Annotated in this window: 14 protein-coding genes and 2 tRNA genes; 12 read left to right on the top strand and 4 right to left on the bottom strand. The window is 65.9% G+C overall.

The window, feature by feature from the left end; all coding sequences use genetic code 11:
* The first annotated feature begins 2 nt into the window (after nt 1-2).
* The 3 genes from ACFQEV_RS17580 to ACFQEV_RS17570 all read left to right on the top strand — a co-directional run bounded on the left by ACFQEV_RS17580 (nt 3) and on the right by ACFQEV_RS17570 (nt 2,657).
* Nucleotides 3-344, top strand: a complete 342-nt coding sequence (locus ACFQEV_RS17580; RefSeq protein ID WP_379698857.1) for a CrcB family protein — start codon at nt 3-5, stop codon at nt 342-344.
* Nucleotides 341-715, top strand: a complete 375-nt coding sequence (locus ACFQEV_RS17575; protein ID WP_379698855.1) for a fluoride efflux transporter FluC — start codon at nt 341-343, stop codon at nt 713-715. Before ACFQEV_RS17580 ends, ACFQEV_RS17575 begins: the two co-directional genes overlap by 4 nt.
* Nucleotides 716-914: 199 nt before the next feature.
* Nucleotides 915-2,657 carry a sensor histidine kinase gene (locus ACFQEV_RS17570; RefSeq protein WP_379698853.1) on the top strand — a complete coding sequence of 581 codons (1,743 nt, stop codon included), beginning with the start codon at nt 915-917 and terminating at the stop codon, nt 2,655-2,657.
* Between the two features lie 336 nt (nt 2,658-2,993).
* Here ACFQEV_RS17570 and ACFQEV_RS17565 read toward each other — a convergent pair.
* From ACFQEV_RS17565 to ACFQEV_RS17555, 3 genes are all read right to left on the bottom strand, one after another.
* Nucleotides 2,994-3,066: transfer RNA gene (locus ACFQEV_RS17565), tRNA-Asp, on the bottom strand.
* A 192-nt stretch (nt 3,067-3,258) separates the two neighbouring features.
* Nucleotides 3,259-3,915 carry a dihydrofolate reductase family protein gene (locus ACFQEV_RS17560; RefSeq protein ID WP_379698851.1) on the bottom strand — a complete coding sequence of 219 codons (657 nt, stop codon included), beginning with the start codon at nt 3,913-3,915 and terminating at the stop codon, nt 3,259-3,261.
* 254 nt (nt 3,916-4,169) lie between these two features.
* Nucleotides 4,170-4,242, bottom strand: a tRNA-Asp gene (locus ACFQEV_RS17555).
* A gap of 277 nt (nt 4,243-4,519) precedes the next feature.
* On the opposite strand from ACFQEV_RS17555, the gene ACFQEV_RS17550 reads away from it, so the two are divergent.
* The 9 genes from ACFQEV_RS17550 to ACFQEV_RS17510 all read left to right on the top strand — a co-directional run bounded on the left by ACFQEV_RS17550 (nt 4,520) and on the right by ACFQEV_RS17510 (nt 14,969).
* Complete coding sequence (locus ACFQEV_RS17550; RefSeq protein WP_379698849.1) at nt 4,520-4,747, top strand: DNA-directed RNA polymerase subunit H; 228 nt, start codon at nt 4,520-4,522, stop codon at nt 4,745-4,747.
* Nucleotides 4,744-6,315 carry a DNA-directed RNA polymerase subunit B'' gene (locus ACFQEV_RS17545; protein WP_379698847.1) on the top strand — a complete coding sequence of 524 codons (1,572 nt, stop codon included), beginning with the start codon at nt 4,744-4,746 and terminating at the stop codon, nt 6,313-6,315. Before ACFQEV_RS17550 ends, ACFQEV_RS17545 begins: the two co-directional genes overlap by 4 nt.
* A 3-nt stretch (nt 6,316-6,318) precedes the next feature.
* On the top strand, nt 6,319-8,148 hold the full coding sequence (rpoB, locus tag ACFQEV_RS17540) for a DNA-directed RNA polymerase subunit B (protein WP_379698845.1): 1,830 nt from the start codon (nt 6,319-6,321) through the stop codon (nt 8,146-8,148).
* Nucleotides 8,149-8,181: 33 nt separating this feature from the next.
* A complete protein-coding gene (locus ACFQEV_RS17535) occupies nt 8,182-11,106 on the top strand; it encodes a DNA-directed RNA polymerase subunit A' (RefSeq protein WP_379699930.1) in 2,925 nt (974 codons plus the stop codon).
* The gene (gene rpoA2 / locus ACFQEV_RS17530; RefSeq protein WP_379698843.1) at nt 11,099-12,307 is read left to right on the top strand and encodes a DNA-directed RNA polymerase subunit A''; all 1,209 of its coding nucleotides are present in this window, start codon (nt 11,099-11,101) and stop codon (nt 12,305-12,307) included. Before ACFQEV_RS17535 ends, rpoA2 begins: the two co-directional genes overlap by 8 nt.
* 9 nt (nt 12,308-12,316) lie before the next feature.
* Nucleotides 12,317-12,736, top strand: a complete 420-nt coding sequence (locus tag ACFQEV_RS17525) for a NusA-like transcription termination signal-binding factor (protein WP_379698841.1) — start codon at nt 12,317-12,319, stop codon at nt 12,734-12,736.
* A 90-nt stretch (nt 12,737-12,826) separates the two neighbouring features.
* Nucleotides 12,827-13,723: a mechanosensitive ion channel family protein gene (locus tag ACFQEV_RS17520; protein ID WP_379698839.1), complete on the top strand. Its 897-nt coding sequence runs from the start codon at nt 12,827-12,829 to the stop codon at nt 13,721-13,723.
* A gap of 201 nt (nt 13,724-13,924) precedes the next feature.
* On the top strand, nt 13,925-14,353 hold the full coding sequence (locus ACFQEV_RS17515) for a 30S ribosomal protein S12 (protein WP_092538117.1): 429 nt from the start codon (nt 13,925-13,927) through the stop codon (nt 14,351-14,353).
* A gap of 1 nt (nt 14,354) precedes the next feature.
* Nucleotides 14,355-14,969, top strand: a complete 615-nt coding sequence (locus ACFQEV_RS17510) for a 30S ribosomal protein S7 (protein ID WP_379698837.1) — start codon at nt 14,355-14,357, stop codon at nt 14,967-14,969.
* A 98-nt stretch (nt 14,970-15,067) separates the two neighbouring features.
* Here ACFQEV_RS17510 and ACFQEV_RS17505 read toward each other — a convergent pair whose 3' ends face one another.
* On the bottom strand, nt 15,068-15,832 hold the full coding sequence (locus ACFQEV_RS17505) for a DUF5781 family protein (RefSeq protein ID WP_379698835.1): 765 nt from the start codon (nt 15,830-15,832) through the stop codon (nt 15,068-15,070).
* Nucleotides 15,833-16,045 lie beyond the last annotated feature (213 nt).

Genomic DNA, 16,045 nt, shown 5'->3' with positions numbered 1-16,045 from the left:
GCATGGCCGACAGATTCGACCCGCTCCTCGTCGCGTCCGGCGGTTTCGCCGGCGCGACGCTCCGGTATGGCGTCGGCGCCGCCCTCCCGGGGGCCGCGGGCACTCTCGCGGTGAACGTGGCGGGGAGTTTCCTCCTCGGGGCGATGCTCGCGTTCGCCCCGACGCGCCGCGCGCGGGTTCTCCTCGGGACGGGCCTCCTCTCTTCGTTTACGACGTACAGCACGTTCGCCGTCCAGACGGCCGCGCTCGGTCCGACGTGGGGCGCGGCGAACGCGGGGGCGAACTACGCTCTCGGCTTCGCCGCGGCGTTCGCGGGACTCGCCGTCGGGGGGCGTCACCGGTGAACGGTGCCGTTACCGCCGCGGGCCACCTCCCGCCGGCGGTTCTCGTCGGACTCGGCGGGTCGGCGGGCGCACTCGCGCGGTACGGCGTCGATACGGCGTTCGGAGGCGGCCGCCGGGCGACGCTCGCGGTGAACGTGGCGGGGAGCGTCGCCCTCGGCGCAGTCGTCGCCGCCTCGCCCCCGGCTGCCGTCGCGACGGCGCTCGGAACGGGGTTCTGCGGCGCGTTCACGACGTTCTCGTCGTTCGCCGTCGCAGTCGCGGAGGACACCCGAGACGGACGGCCCGACGACGCCGTTCGGTACGCCGCCGTGACGCTCGGAACCGCGCTCGTCGGGGTGGCCGTCGGAACCGCACTCATCGGCGCAGTCTGACCGCGGCCGTCCGCCTCCCGCGGTGGCGGTGTTTCTCGTGGGTGTCGTTACCGTCGGCGTTTATATACCCCCCCTTCGAGATACGGACCGCATGAGTCGGGCGTTCGTCCGGCGAGCGGACGCGTCGCGGCCCATCGCCGAACCGTCTCGGTCCCCCTGACCACCCACGATTATATACTCGTACCTCAACCTCGAACAGATGGACTCGTCGCTGCGTGACCGCGAACCGAGAACGCGCCACTCGGCGACCGACGGCGGTTCTGTCGCCGTCCGCGAACGTACGGGCTCGTACGACTCGCGACGGCTCTATCGCGTCGCGTGCGTCGCGTCGCTACTCGTTCTCTCGTTCTCGTTCGTGTGGGTGTGGTACGCGCTCGGCGGCCCCCGAACGACGCAGGTGTTCTCGGACACCGTCGTCGCCCTCGGTGCCGTCGCTGCCGCACTCGCCCTCACCCGCCTCGCTCGACGGCGGGACGTCTCGATGCGCCGAGGGTGGCTGCTCCTCGCCGTCGGCGTCTGGTTGGACGCGCTCGGCGAAGCGCTGTGGAACGCCTACAGCGTTCTCACCGGTACCGTCCCCTATCCCGGTCCCCCGGACGTCCTCTACTTCGGCGGCTACGCCTTCCTCGCCGCCGGATTCGTCCTGTTCGCGGTCGACTCCCGCGACACCCGACCGAGAGTCCGCTTCACCCTCGACGGCCTCGTCGTCGCCACCGCCCTGCTCACCGTGGGCTGGCACTTCGTCTTCGAACCCCTCCTCGCGACCAGCGCCCTCGATTCGTTCGCGACGTGGGTCAACCTCGGATACCCGGTGTCCGACATCGTCGTCGCCTCCATCGGATTCGTCGTCTCGATGAACGCGCGCAGCCCCCGCCGTCTGCCGCTTCTCCTCGTCGCCGGGGGCGTCTTCGCGTGGGTGGTCGGCGACGTCGCGTTCGCCGCCCTCGAATTCGGCGACGGCTACGTCTACGACGTACTCGGTCTGTTCTGGTTGCTCGGCTACCTCACCATCGCCGTGGGCGCCCTCCACCCCCGCGCCGGTGCCCCGACCGAACCGGTCCGGTCGCGCCAGTACGAGTTCCACGAACTCGCCTTTCCCTTCCTCCCGTTCCTTCTGGCCACCGGCTTGATCGCCGTTCTCGGCTACGCGAACGCCCTCGACCGCGGAGATATCGCGCTCGCCGGTCTCGTCGTCGTCTGTTTCGTCGCCCGGCAGGCCTACATCTTCAGGGACGTGGTCCGACTGAGCAACGACCTCGAAGCCAGCGAACGCACCCTCGCGGACCGCAACGAGGAACTCCTCCTCGTCAACCGCATCGTCCGGCACGACATCCGCAACGACATGGCCGTCGCTAACGGCTGGGCCGGCGAACTTCGGACCCACGCCGACGAACGGGGCGGCGAGATGATCGCCCGCATCCTCCGCACGACGAAGCACACGATGGACCTCACCGAAACCCTCGGGGACTTCGTCGAGGCCCTCGACCCCGACGAGGAGGCCAAAATCGAGCCGACCGCCCTCCGCACCGTTCTCCAGGACGCTCTCGACGGGTGCCGCGACACCTACCCTCGCGCCGCGTTCACCGTTGGTGACGTCCCCGACGTCGCCGTCGAAGCGAATCCGCTCCTCGGTACCGTCTTCCACAACCTCCTCAGCAACGCTGTCCAGCACAACGACACCGTCGACCCGCGGGTCGACGTCGCCGCCCGCGTCACCGGAGACACCGTCGAGGTTCGCATCGCCGACGACGGTCCCGGCATCCCCGACGAGAGCAAGGAACTCGTCTTCGGTCGCGGCCGGAAGGGTCTCGATAGCCCCGGAAGCGGCGTCGGACTCTACCTCGTCGATACGCTGGTCGATCAGTACGGCGGGGCCGTCCGGGTCGAGGATAACGACCCGCGGGGCGCGGTGTTCGTGGTGGAACTGAACCTCGCGGCGTGACCCGCGTTCGATCGGACGTCTCTCGACGGCTTCGGTTCTCGTGCGGAAGAACGCCCGAGGCGGGATTGTGAACACCGGTCGCTCACTTCGCTCGCTCCTTAGTTCATATCCCTCGTATCCGTTCGCACGAACTGACCGGCGTTCGCTCGGCGACGAGACGCCTCGCTCGGCGGTCAGTTTTCAGAAGAACGCCCGAGGCGGGATTTGAACCCGAGTCGCTTGCTCACTTCGTTCGCGTCGCTCCTTGATTCAAATCCCTTCGTAACCGCTTACAGATTCTACTCGCGTCCGCTCGGCGATAAAACGCCTCGCTAAGGGAGTAGAAATCAGAGAAAGCGCCCGAGGCGGGATTTGAACCCGCGTCACGACCGTGACAGGGTCGTATGATGGGCCACTACACCACCCGGGCACGCTTCACCTATCTCTTTTCCACAGTAGTTGTTAAGGCTTTTCAGTTCGGTTCGGTGTGGCGGTCCGTGCCACTCGAACTCCCTCTCTCCGGTTCGATTCCTCTGTACGGCTCTGTCGATATCTAGTCCGACACCCCTGCGAGTGACACAACCGATAGGCGGACGCCCGTGCGCCGAACTACCGATCGGTGTCACTCGGTCGCGTCGTCCAGTGCGAACGAGCCGTAATCAATCTCGCCCGCTCGCTCGTATCGGAGCAGTTGGACCCCCGTGCTCGACGTCTCGGCATTCGTCAGTTCGAGGGATGCAGGGACCGTACCGTCCCCGAACAACCGTTTTCCGTCCCCCAGAACCAGCGGGAAGACCCACAGCCAGAACTCGTCGACGAGGTCGTGTGCAAGCAGGGTCTGGGTGAGGTCGTGACTCCCCTGCACCATGACCACGTCTCCGCGCTCCGTCTTGAGGTCCGCTACGGCCGTCTCGACGTCGCCCGAGAGGAGCGTCGAGTTGTTCCACTCTACCTCGTCGAGGGTCTCCGAGGCGACGTACTTGGGCATGTCGTTCAGTTTCGTCGCCACGAGGTCTCCCTCTGTCTCGACGTTCGGCCAGTGCGCAGCGAATATCTCGTACGTCTTTCGGCCGAGCAGCAGCGCGTCGGCTTCGGCGAACTGGTCCGTCATGACCTCGCCCATCTTCTCGTCCCAGTAGTTGACCGACCACCCGCCGCGGTCGAATCCGCCGCCGCGGTCCTCGTCGGGGCCACCCGGTGCCTGCATCACGCCGTCGAGAGTGAGAAACGTCCCCACGACAAGCGTTCCGGACGTATCGTCAGATTGACCTTCACTCATACGTCTACCGGACGCGAGAACGAGCGATAACTGTATCCTCTACATACCCTGGATCCGGCGTTCGCTCGGCGACGAGACGCCTCGCTCGGCGGTCAGTTTTCAGAAGAACGTCCGAGGCGGGATTTGAACCCGGGTCGCTCCGCTCACTTCGTTCGCGTCGCTCCCTGCTTCAAATCCCTCTGTAAGCGCTTTCGACGCTCACGAGTGGCGAGCACACGCTACGCGGTGCTCGCCGGAATAGTTCGCTGAGAAAGCGCCCGAGGCGGGATTTGAACCCGCGTCACGACCGTGACAGGGTCGTATGATGGGCCACTACACCACCCGGGCTGGCTCCATCCTTTCGTTGCCCGGTGTTATAAATAAGGCTTATCATCTTGACGTACCGTGGGGTGCGCTACCGCGAGTCCGTCCGCCGGAAAGCATTTATCCACGACATACAATGTGTCCAAGTAACACGAGCCGTCGTGCGAGCGCACTTTTGCGCTCGTGCCGATGAGCGGTGCTTTTCGAGTCCAGTTGGCAAGCGTTAAATGGCTGCTCCCCTAACGAGGCTGTAGTATCCCGTGAGAACTTCTTCCCCAACCCACACCCACGCTAACCACCCATGGTAGACGTAAGCCAACACAAACTGGTTCCAGAGCACACGCTCCTCGAAGAGGACGAAGTCGAGGAGGTGCTGGCGGAGTACGACGTCAGCCGCACGAACCTACCCAAGATCAAGCGGACAGACAAGGCGTTGCCCGACGACGCGGACGTCGGCGACGTCGTGAAAATCGTTCGTGACTCCCGTACCACGGACAAGGCGGTCACATACCGACTGGTGATCGAATGAACCGACAGGACCGACGCGTCGTATCACGTGAGTACTTCTCGGAGGAACGGCTCGCAGAACACCACTTCCGCTCGTTCAACGCGTTCCTCGAACGCGGTATGCAGGAGGTCGTCGACGAGAAGGCGACCGTCGATACGGACATCGGCGACAAAGAGGGCGAAGAACCCGTGTACGTCGAACTGGGCGACGTGCGCGTGGAGACGCCCCGCGTCCGCGAGGCCGACGGGTCCGAGGAACTGCTGTTCCCGCAGGAGGCGCGCCTCCGAAACATCACCTACGCCGCGCCGGTGTTCATGGAGATGTCCATCGTGCGCGGCGGCGAAGAGGAGGAGGAAGTCGTCGTCGACACGACCGAGACGAAGGTGGGCCGCATGCCCATCATGGTCGGATCGACGAAGTGCAACATCACCGGCCTCTCCGACGAGGAACTCGTCGAAATCGGCGAGGACCCCGTAGACCCCGGCGGCTACTTCATCGTCAACGGCTCCGAGCGCGTCCTCATGACCTCCGAGGACCTCGCGCCGAACAAGATTCTCGCCGAGTACGACACGAAGTACGGCGACGAGATTCAGGTCGCGAAGACGTTCTCTCAGCGCCGCGGGTACCGCGCGCTCGTCCTCTGTGAGCGCAACCGCGAGGGCATTCTCGAAGTGTCGTTCCCGTCCGTCTCGGGCAGCGTCAACTTCGTCACCCTCGTCCGCGCGCTCGGACTCGAATCCGACGAGGAGATCGTCCACCGCGTCTCCGACGACCCCGAGGTCGTCAAGTTCATGCTGGAGAACTTAGAGGAGGCCGAGGTTCAGACCGAAGAAGAGGCCATAGAGAGCCTCGGCAAGCGCGTCGCCGGCGGGCAGGGCAAGAACTACCAGCTGAAGCGCGCCAACTACGTCATCGACCGCTACCTGCTCCCGCACCTCCACGAGGAGGGCGTCGAGGAGGAGGAAGTCCGCATCAACAAGGCGTTCTACCTCTGCCGGATGGCGGAAGCGTGCTTCGAGCTCGCGCTTCAGCGCCGCGACTCCGACGACAAGGACCACTACGCGAACAAGCGTCTCAAGGTCTCGGGCGACCTGATGAAGGACCTGTTCCGGACGGCGCTCAACAAGCTCGCACGCGACGTGAAGTACCAGCTGGAACGCGCGAACATGCGTAACCGCCAACTGACCGTCAACACCGTCGTCCGTTCGGACGTGCTCACGGAACGTCTCGAACACCCCATCGCGACCGGGAACTGGGTCGGCGGTCGCTCCGGCGTCTCCCAGCTTGTCGACCGGACGGACTACATGGGCGTTCTCTCTCACCTCCGCCGACTCCGCAGTCCGCTGTCGCGGAGTCAGCCGCACTTCGAGGCGCGGGACCTGCACGCGACCCAGTGGGGTCGCATCGGACCCTCCGAAACGCCGGAGGGCCCGAACTGTGGGCTGGTGAAGAACTTCGCGCAGGCGATGGAGCTCTCCCAGAACGTCGAGGACGAACAGGAACTCAAACGAGAACTCGCGTCGATGGGCGTCGAGGGCATCCCCGGAATCGAACGCCCCGACTCCACGTCGGCGCCTGCGGACGACTGAAACATGGCTCAGGCAACACGAGAAGCGAAGGTGTACGTCAACGGGAGTTTGATCGGGACTCACCCCGACCCTAACCAACTCGCGGAGCAGATACGGGAGGCGCGTCGCCGCGGCGACATCAGCGAGATGGTCAACGTCTCCGTCAAAGAGCGAACCCGCGAGGTCATCATCAACGCCGACGCGGGCCGCGCGCGGCGACCCCTCATCGTCGTCGAGGACGGCGAACCCCTCCTCGGAGACGAGGAGATCGAAGCGGTCGACGCGGGCGAACTTGAGTTCGACGACTTGGTCGAACGCGGCTACATCGAGTTCATCGACGCCGAGGAGGAAGAGGACATCTACGTGGCGGTCGACGAGGAGGACCTCACCTCCGAGCACACCCACCTCGAAATCGACCCCTCGCTCATCTTCAGCATCGGGTCGGGGATGATTCCGTACCCCGAGCACAACGCGTCGCCGCGCATCACGATGGGCGCGGGGATGATGAAGCAGTCGCTCGGGATTCCGGCGGCGAACTACCGCATCCGCCCCGACACGCGTCAGCACCTCCTGCACTACCCGCAGTTGTCGATGGTGAAGACGCAGACGACAGAGCAGATCGGCTTCGACGAGCGACCGGCGGCGCAGAACTTCACCGTCGCCGTGATGTCCTACGAGGGGTTCAACATCGAGGACGCACTCGTCATGAACAAAGGGTCCGTGGACCGCGCGATGGCCCGGTCGCACTTCTTCCGGACCTACGAGGGCGAGGAACGCCGCTACCCCGGCGGACAGGAGGACCGATTCGAGGTCCCCAGCCAGGACGTGCGCGGCGCGCGCGGTGAAGACGCGTACACCCACCTCGACGAGGACGGCCTCGTCAACCCCGAGACCCGTGTGGACGAGAACTCCGTCCTCCTCGGGAAGACGTCGCCGCCGCGGTTCCTCGAAGAGCCCGACGACATGGGCGGTCTCTCGCCGCAGAAGCGCCGCGAGACGTCCGTGACGATGCGCTCCGGCGAGTCCGGCGTCGTGGACACCGTCACCCTGATGGAGGGCGAAGACGGCTCGAAACTCGCCAAGGTGTCGGTCCGCGACCAGCGGATCCCGGAGCTCGGCGACAAGTTCGCGTCCCGCCACGGCCAGAAGGGCGTCGTCGGCCACCTCGCGCCGCAGGAGGACATGCCCTTCACCGAACAGGGCGTCGTCCCCGACCTGGTCATCAACCCGCACGCGCTCCCGTCGCGCATGACGGTCGGTCACGTGCTGGAGATGCTCGGCGGCAAGGTCGGCGCGCTCGAAGGTCGCCGCGTGGACGGCACCGCCTTCCAGGGCGAAGACGAGTCGAAGCTCCGCGGCGCCTTGGAGGAGCACGGGTTCAAGTCCTCCGGGAAGGAGGTCATGTACTCCGGCGTCACCGGCGAGAAGATCGAGGCCGAGATATTCGTCGGCATCATCTTCTACCACAAGCTGTACCACATGGTGAGCAACAAGCTGCACGCCCGTTCCCGCGGTCCCGTGCAGGTTCTCACCCGCCAACCGACCGAGGGTCGCGCCCGCGAGGGTGGCCTTCGCCTCGGGGAGATGGAACGCGACACCGTCATCGGGCACGGCGCCGCGATGGTCCTGCAGGAGCGTCTGCTCGACTCCTCCGACAAGGAGACGGTGTACATCTCCGCCGACACCGGCATGGTCGCCGTCGAGGACCGCGACCAGCGCCGCATCTATGACCCCGTCACCGGCGACGAGGACAACATCCACGAGATAGAGATCAGCTACGCGTTCAAGCTCCTGCTCGACGAGATGATCGCGCTCGGCATCCGACCGCGACTCGACTTAGAGGACGCGGTCTAACCACCCCCACCACCAGTCACCCACACAATGTCAATGCAGACACCCAAAGAGATCGGAGCCATCCAGTTCGGGCTGATGGACCCGGAGACGTACCGAGACATGTCCGCGACGAAGGTCATCACCGCGGACACCTACGACGACGACGGGTACCCCATCGACATGGGGCTGATGGACCCCCGCCTCGGCGTCATCGACCCCGGCCTGCAGTGCCGCACCTGCGGCCAGCACTCGGGGTCCTGTAACGGGCACTTCGGCCACATCGAACTGGCCGCCCCCGTCATCCACGTCGGCTTCACGAAGCTCATCCGTCGCCTCCTCCGCGCGACGTGCCGCGAGTGCGGCCACCTCGCACTCACCGAGGAGGAGCAAGCGGAGTTCCGCGAGGGCCTCGACCGGACGCACGAACTCGGCGAGGACTGGACGAACGTGCTGAAGTCGGCCGTCCGGCAGGCGCGGAAGGCGAAGAACTGCCCCCACTGCGGCAGCCCCCAGCACGACATCAAACACGAGAAGCCGACCACCTACTACGAGGTCCAAGACGTCCTCGCGGGCGACTACTCCGAACGCATCGCCGACGCGATGCAACCGGACCCCGACGACGAGGACGACGAGGGCATCGGCCCGAGCGAACTCGCCGACGAGGCGGGGATGGACGTGGGCCGAATCAACCAGATACTCTCCGGCGAGTTCCGCCCCGTCGGCGAGGACCGCAAGAAGCTGGAGAAGGCCCTCGACGTCGACCTCACCGAGGAGGACATGAACAAGCTGATGCCCTCGGACATCCGCGACTGGTTCGAGGACATCCCGGACGAGGACATCGAGACGCTGGGCGTCGACCCGAGTCGCGCCCGTCCCGAGTGGATGATCCTGACCGTCCTGCCGGTGCCGCCGGTGACGGCGCGTCCGTCCATCACGCTCGACAACGGCCAACGCTCCGAGGACGACCTGACGCACAAGCTGGTCGACATCATCCGCATCAACCAGCGGTTCATGGAGAACCGCGAGGCGGGTGCCCCGCAGCTCATCATCGAGGACCTGTGGGAACTGCTGCAGTACCACGTCACGACGTTCATCGACAACGAAATCTCGGGCACGCCGCCCGCGCGTCACCGCTCCGGCCGTCCGCTGAAGACGCTCAGCCAACGTCTGAAGGGGAAGGAGGGTCGCTTCCGCGGGTCGCTCTCCGGGAAGCGCGTGAACTTCTCGGCGCGTACCGTCATCTCGCCGGACCCGACGCTCTCGCTCAACGAAGTCGGCGTCCCCGAACGGGTCGCCCGCGAGATGACCCAGACGATGAACGTGACCCAGCGAAACCTCGAACAGGCCCAGCAGTACGTCCGCAACGGGCCCGAGGGCCACCCCGGCGCGAACTACGTCAAGCGCCCCGACGGCCGCCGTCTGAAGGTGACCGAGAAGAACTGCGAGGAGCTCGCAGAGAAGGTCGAAGCCGGCTGGGAGGTCAACCGGCACCTCATCGACGGCGACATCGTCATATTCAACCGACAGCCGTCGCTGCACCGGATGTCCATCATGGCGCACGAAGTCGTCGTGATGCCGTACAAGACGTTCCGGCTCAACACCGTCGTCTGTCCGCCGTACAACGCCGACTTCGACGGCGACGAGATGAACATGCACGCGCTCCAGACCGAGGAGTCCCGCGCCGAGGCGCGCGTCCTCATGCGCGTGCAGGAACAGATTCTGAGCCCGCGCTTCGGCGAGAACATCATCGGCGCGATTCAGGATCACATCTCCGGGACGTACCTGCTGACGAACGGCAACCCCGAGTTCACGGAGACGCAGGCGCTGGACCTGCTCCGCGCGACGAGCATCGACACGCTCCCAGACCCGGCGGGCGAGTACGAGGACGGCACGCCGTACTGGACGGGTCGGCAGCTGTTCTCGGAACTGCTGCCCGACGACCTGAACCTCCAGTTCACCTCCTCGACGGGCGACGACGTGATAATCGAGGACGGCCAGCTCGTCGCCGGCACCATCGACGAGGACGCCGTCGGCGCGTTCGGCGGCGAAATCGTGGACACGCTGGCGAAGGTGTACTCGAAGACCCGCTCTCGGGTGTTCGTGAACGAGGTCGCCTCGCTGGCGATGCGCGCCATCATGCACTTCGGGTTCTCCATCGGGATCGACGACGAGTCGATTCCGGAGGAGGCCAACGAGCAGGTGGACGAGGCCATCGGCAACGCGTACGACCGCGTGCAGGAGCTCATCGAGATATACGAGGCGGGCGAACTCGAATCGCTGCCGGGTCGCTCCGTCGACGAGACGCTTGAGATGAAGATCATGCAGCAGCTCGGCAAGGCCCGCGACTCCGCCGGTGAAATCGCGGAAGACCACTTCACCGACGACAACCCGGCCGTGGTCATGGCCCGGTCCGGGGCGCGCGGTTCGATGCTGAACCTGACCCAGATGGCCGGCTGCGTCGGCCAGCAGGCGGTTCGCGGCGAACGCATCAACCGCGGGTACGAGGGTCGGACGCTCAGCCACTTCCAGAAGGAGGACCTCTCCGCCGGAGCGCACGGCTTCGTGGAGAACAGCTACCGGAGCGGTCTGACCCCGCGGGAGTTCTTCTTCCACGCGATGGGCGGCCGCGAGGGGCTGGTGGACACGGCAGTCCGGACGTCGAAGTCCGGGTACCTCCAGCGCCGCCTCATCAACGCGCTGTCGGAGCTCGAAGCGCAGTACGACGGCACGGTGCGCGACACCTCGGGCACCATCGTCCAGTTCGAGTTCGGCGAGGACGGCACCTCGCCCGTGAAGGTGTCCTCGGACGCCGGCGACGGCATCGACGTGGACAACATCACGGACCGCGTCCTCGACGCGGAGTTCGCCACGGAGGAGGAGAAAGAGCGGTTCCTCGGCACCCGCGAACCGCCGACGAACCTCTCAGAGTACGCCGGTCCGGGTCTCGACAAGGCCACGGGGGTGAACTCCGATGACTGAGTACGAGTTCGTCACCGACGACGTGGAGGCGGTCGTCGAGGACCACGACCTCCCGCGGCGACTCAAAGAGCGCATCTACAGCACCGTCGACGAACGCGAGGGCGTCACGCCCGAGCAAGCCGACGAGATCGCCCGGGCGGTCGAAGCCCGCTATCAGGACACGCGCGTGGACCCCCTCGACCCCGTCGGGACGGTGTCCGCCCAGTCCATCGGGGAACCGGGGACGCAGATGACGATGAACACGTTCCACTACGCGGGCGTCGCCGAGATCGACGTGACGCAGGGGCTTCCGCGCCTCATCGAACTCGTGGACGCGCGGAAGACGCCCGACACGCCGATGATGACGGTCCCGCTCGAAGGCGAGTACGCCACGGAGCGAGAGAAGGCCCACGAAGTCGTCTGGTCGATGGAGGCCACGAAGATTCTCGCCCTCGGCGACGTCTCGACGAACGTCGCGGACATGCTCGTGCAGGTCGACCTCAACGAGGACACCCTGATGGAACGGTGGCCCACGGTGGACGACGTGGACACCGTCGCCCAGGAGATCGCCGAGACCATCGAGGACGCCCTCGGCGTAAGCACGAACCGCCAGGGAACCGTCATCGAGTTCGGCCCCGAAGCGCCGAGCTACCGCCGACTCCTCCAACTCGTGGAGGAACTGCGCGAAATCGTCTTCAAGGGCATCGAGGACATCTCCCGCGTCGTCATCCGCAAGGAGGAGAACGAGGAGACCGGACGCGAGGAGTTCGTCCTCTACACCGAGGGGTCGGCCTTCGGCGACGTCCTCGACATCGAGGGCGTGGACGCCTCCCGCACGACGAGTAACAACATCCACGAGGTCCACCGCGAACTCGGCATCGAGGCCGCCCGCGAGGCCATCATCAACGAGACGATGGACACCCTGCGCGAACAGGGTCTCGACGACGTGAACGTCCGCCACCTGATGCTGGTCGCGGACATCATGACGAACCGCGGCGAGATAGAGTCCATCGGCCGCCACGGCATCTCCGGGTCGAAGGACTCCGTCCTCGCCCGCGCGGCGTTCGAGGTGACGGTCAACCACCTGCTCGACGCGGCCATCCACGGCGAGGAGGACGACTTGGACGGCGTCATCGAGAACGTCATCGTCGGCAAGCCGATATCCATCGGGACCGGCGACGTGGACCTGCGCATGGGTTCGATAAACCCGGCGGACGACTGAGGACGAAAGATGAAGGTCACGCTGTCGGACGCCGAACGCCGGTACATCGCCCTCTTCGAGGACGAGACGGGCGCGACGGCGAGAGACTGCCTGACGTTCGACGACCGGGTGGTCATCCTGGTCGCCGCCGGCGAGATGGGCCAAGCCATCGGCCCCGGCGGGCAGAACGTCAAGAAGGTCGAAGAGAAGATCGGTCGGTCGGTCGAACTCGTCGAGGACGCCGACACGTCCGAGGCGTTCGTCGCGAGTGCCCTCGCGCCCGCGGCGGTTCGACACGTGACCATCTCTCAGCAGGACGACCGCGTCGCCTACGTCGAAGTCGCGAACGAGGACCGCGGCGTCGCCATCGGGAAGGAGGGGAAGAACATCGAGACGGCGCGCACGCTGGCGCGACGGCACTACGACATCGACGACATCCAACTCACCTGAGGCGGGGCCGCCCGCCTCGCCTTCGCGGCGTCGTCCCGCGACTCCTCTTCTGCGACCGCACTTTTGTGATTCGCTCGTGAACTGAGCGGTATGCTCGGAGCGACCGTCGGTCAGGCGACGCCGGACGTCCCCGTCGAGGAGGCCACGGAGGCGGTGGACCAGTACGTCCTCGCCGTCGTCGCGTTCGCCGTCGTCTACCTCGTCGGGCGGTACGTCGTCACCCCGGCCGTCGTGCGCGTCGTCCGTCGGCGCAACCCCAACAACGAGACGTTGACCGCGGCGACGGGGCGTTACTTCGTCGCGTTCGTCGCCATCGTTGCGTTCGTCACCGCCGTCTCCGTCGCGGGGTACGGTCCTTCGCTCACCCGGTCCGCCATCGTCGTCGCGGGGGCGTCCGTCGCACTCGGCATCGCCGGGCAGGACGCCATAGGCAACCTCGTCAGCGGCGTCTTCCTCGTCGCGGACAGGGACTTCAACGTCGGCGACCACATCGAGTGGGACGAGTACACCGGCGTCGTCGTCGCCATCCGGTACCGGACGACGCAACTGCGGACCATCGAGGGGCACGAAGTGACCATCCCGAACAGCGAACTCTCCGCGAGTACGGTCGTCCGCCCGTACAACCGGCGGCGCGTCGCGTTCACCGAGCGACTCCCGTTCGGGTACGTCGTGGACGTCGATCGAGCGGCGGCGGTATTGGAACGCGCCGCACTCGGCGCGGAGGGCGTCCGAGAACGGCCGCGTCCCACCGCCAACGTCGACGAGTTCTCCGAGGACTCGGTGTGGGTCGAGGTGACGTACTGGGTCGGTGACCCCCGCGAGGCGAACGTCCCCAAAGTGCAGGGCGAGGTGGCGGACCGACTCAAGCGCGCCTGCGACGAGTGGGACCTGCCGGTGTCGCCGCCCGCCGACCATCGGGTGGTAGACCCCGTGGACGTGACGCACGGCGACACCGAGAGTCGTTCGAGGTGGTCCGGCGACAACTAGTCGAACCCCAACGTCCCCCACCGACCCCGACGAGACGACTTCTCCGAAGCGCTTTCGACCTACGCCGTCCGGAGAGCGCGTAACTCCGATCGGCGAAACGCCCTCAGATCCCTTCTTAGGGGGTGCTAATCGAACCTGCGGGCGTCTCGCACGGTTCGAAAAGGGAGGCTTAAGTATCTCCATCGGGAAGACACGTCCACTATGGCGAACGGCAAATACGCCGCGCGCAAACTCAAGCAGGACCGGCAGAAGCGACGCTGGTCCGACTCCGAGTACGCGCGCCGCGAACGTGGTCTCCGTAAGAAGTCCGACCCCCTCGAAGGCGCACCGCAGGCTCGCGGTATCGTGCTGGAGAAGGTCGGTATCGAAGCAAAGCAGCCGAACTCGGCGATTCGAAAGTGCGTCCGCGTTCAGCTCATCAAGAACGGGAAGCAGGTCACCGCGTTCTGCCCCGGTGACGGCGCTATCTCGTTCATCGACGAGCACGACGAGGTCACCATCGCCGGTATCGGCGGTGCGAAGGGTCGCGCGATGGGCGACCTCTCGGGCGTGAACTACAAGGTCGACAAGGTCAACGGCGTGGCGATGCTCGAACTCGTCCGCGGTAACGCAGAGAAGCCGGTGCGCTAACATGTCTGAGAGCGACGCACCCGAGCCGGACGCGCCGGCCGACAGCGAGGAAGCGGCATCGAACGCGCAACTGTTCGGCGTCTGGGACGTGACCGAGATCGAGTACACCGACCCCTCGACGGAGCGGTACATCAACGTCACTCCCATCGCCCACACGATGGGCCGTCACGCCTCGAAGCAGTTCAAGAAGTCCGAGATAAGCATCGTCGAACGCCTCGTCAACCGCCTCATGCAGACCGAGGACAACACGGGCGACAAGCAGAAGACGATGAAGATCACGAAGGACGCCTTCGAGATCGTCCACGACCGCACCGACGAGAACCCCATCCAGATTCTCGTCCGCGCCGTGGAGAACGCCGCCCCGCGCGAGGAGACGGTCCGCCTGAAGTACGGCGGCATCTCCGTCCCGCAGGCCGTCGACGTCGCGCCCCAGCGTCGCGTCGATCAGGCGCTGATGTTCATCGCCGAGGGGACGAAGAACGCGTCCTACAAGTCGAAGACGAGCGCCGCGGAAGCGCTCGCCCAGCAGCTCGTCGCCGCCGCGGACTACGACGTGCAGTCGTACGCTATCAACCAGAAGGAAGAGTCCGAGCGCGTCGCGGAAGCGGCCCGCTAAACTCCGAGTTCGACTCTCCGTCTCCCCTCTCTCTCTCTTCGCGCCTCGACAGTGGTAGACGCGGCGTTCGCGACGCTTGCGACGCCGTTCGCCGCCTCTCAGTCCGCCGCGGTCGCTCGGTTCGCCGTCTCGACCGCGTACTGTCGAGTCACGTCGACGAGCGCCTTTCGGTAGTCGCTCTCCGTGGGGTCGGCGGCGAGCGATCTGAACTCGCGTTTGAACGTCTCCAGTTCGACCGTCGGCGCGTCGTCGGCGGCCGCGTGCGCGAGGTCGTACAGCCGGTGGCTCTCGTCGACCAGGTCGTGCCGTTCGACGAGGGCGAGGGCGAACGCCGCGTTGACGGCGGTTATCTCGGGGTCGGCGTCGGCGGTGACGAGCCTGGAGTCGGGCCACGGCGACGGCCCCGGTTTGGCCGCCAGCGCCCGCGCCAGTTCCGACTCGAGGAAGTGGACGAGCTTCTCCGCCGGGGCGACAGACAGCGTGATGTCGTCGGCGTAGATGTCCTTCATGTGATTCGCTATCTGATAGCAGTGTGCGACTTTTCGTCGTTCGACCGAACTCCCCGACAGCGCCAGAAAGATGGCTTCCTCCGTGGACTGAACGTGGGAGGCGTGTCGCTCCTCGTTGCGAGCCATGTGGGAGAGTTCGTGAAGGACGAGTTCGCGGGCCATCGCACTCGTGGCGGCCTGCCGCGAGATGTTGAGGACGTGGCGGTCCTCGTAGTGGGCGGCCCACGTGCGCTCGTCGGGGTCCTCGCGGACGTCGACGTGTACCGGTCGGTCGAGGTCGTACTCCGTCTCGAAGAGGTCGACGGCGCTCAAGAAGGGGTCCGCCGGTACGGACCCTCGTATCCGTAAATCCATGCGTTCCGTTATCACGGGGTCGGCGGGTATGACTCTTGTGCCGACGCCGCCGCGGCGAGCGGAGAACGCGGCGGAGGGGCGCGCTCGCGGCCGTCCCGATTGCCGCGCCCGTCGCTCGCGACGATTGTGTGAGAAATAGACATACCGGGGCGAGAGGCGGTCGAATCCGGCCGTTTCGCCACCGGCAAAACACTACCCTTTTGACCCTCCTTC

The organism is Halopelagius fulvigenes (assembly GCF_042662625.1).
In the GTDB taxonomy this organism is placed as follows: Archaea; Halobacteriota; Halobacteria; order Halobacteriales; family Haloferacaceae; genus Halopelagius; species Halopelagius fulvigenes.
This window is presented reverse-complemented; position numbering and strand designations above follow the sequence as displayed.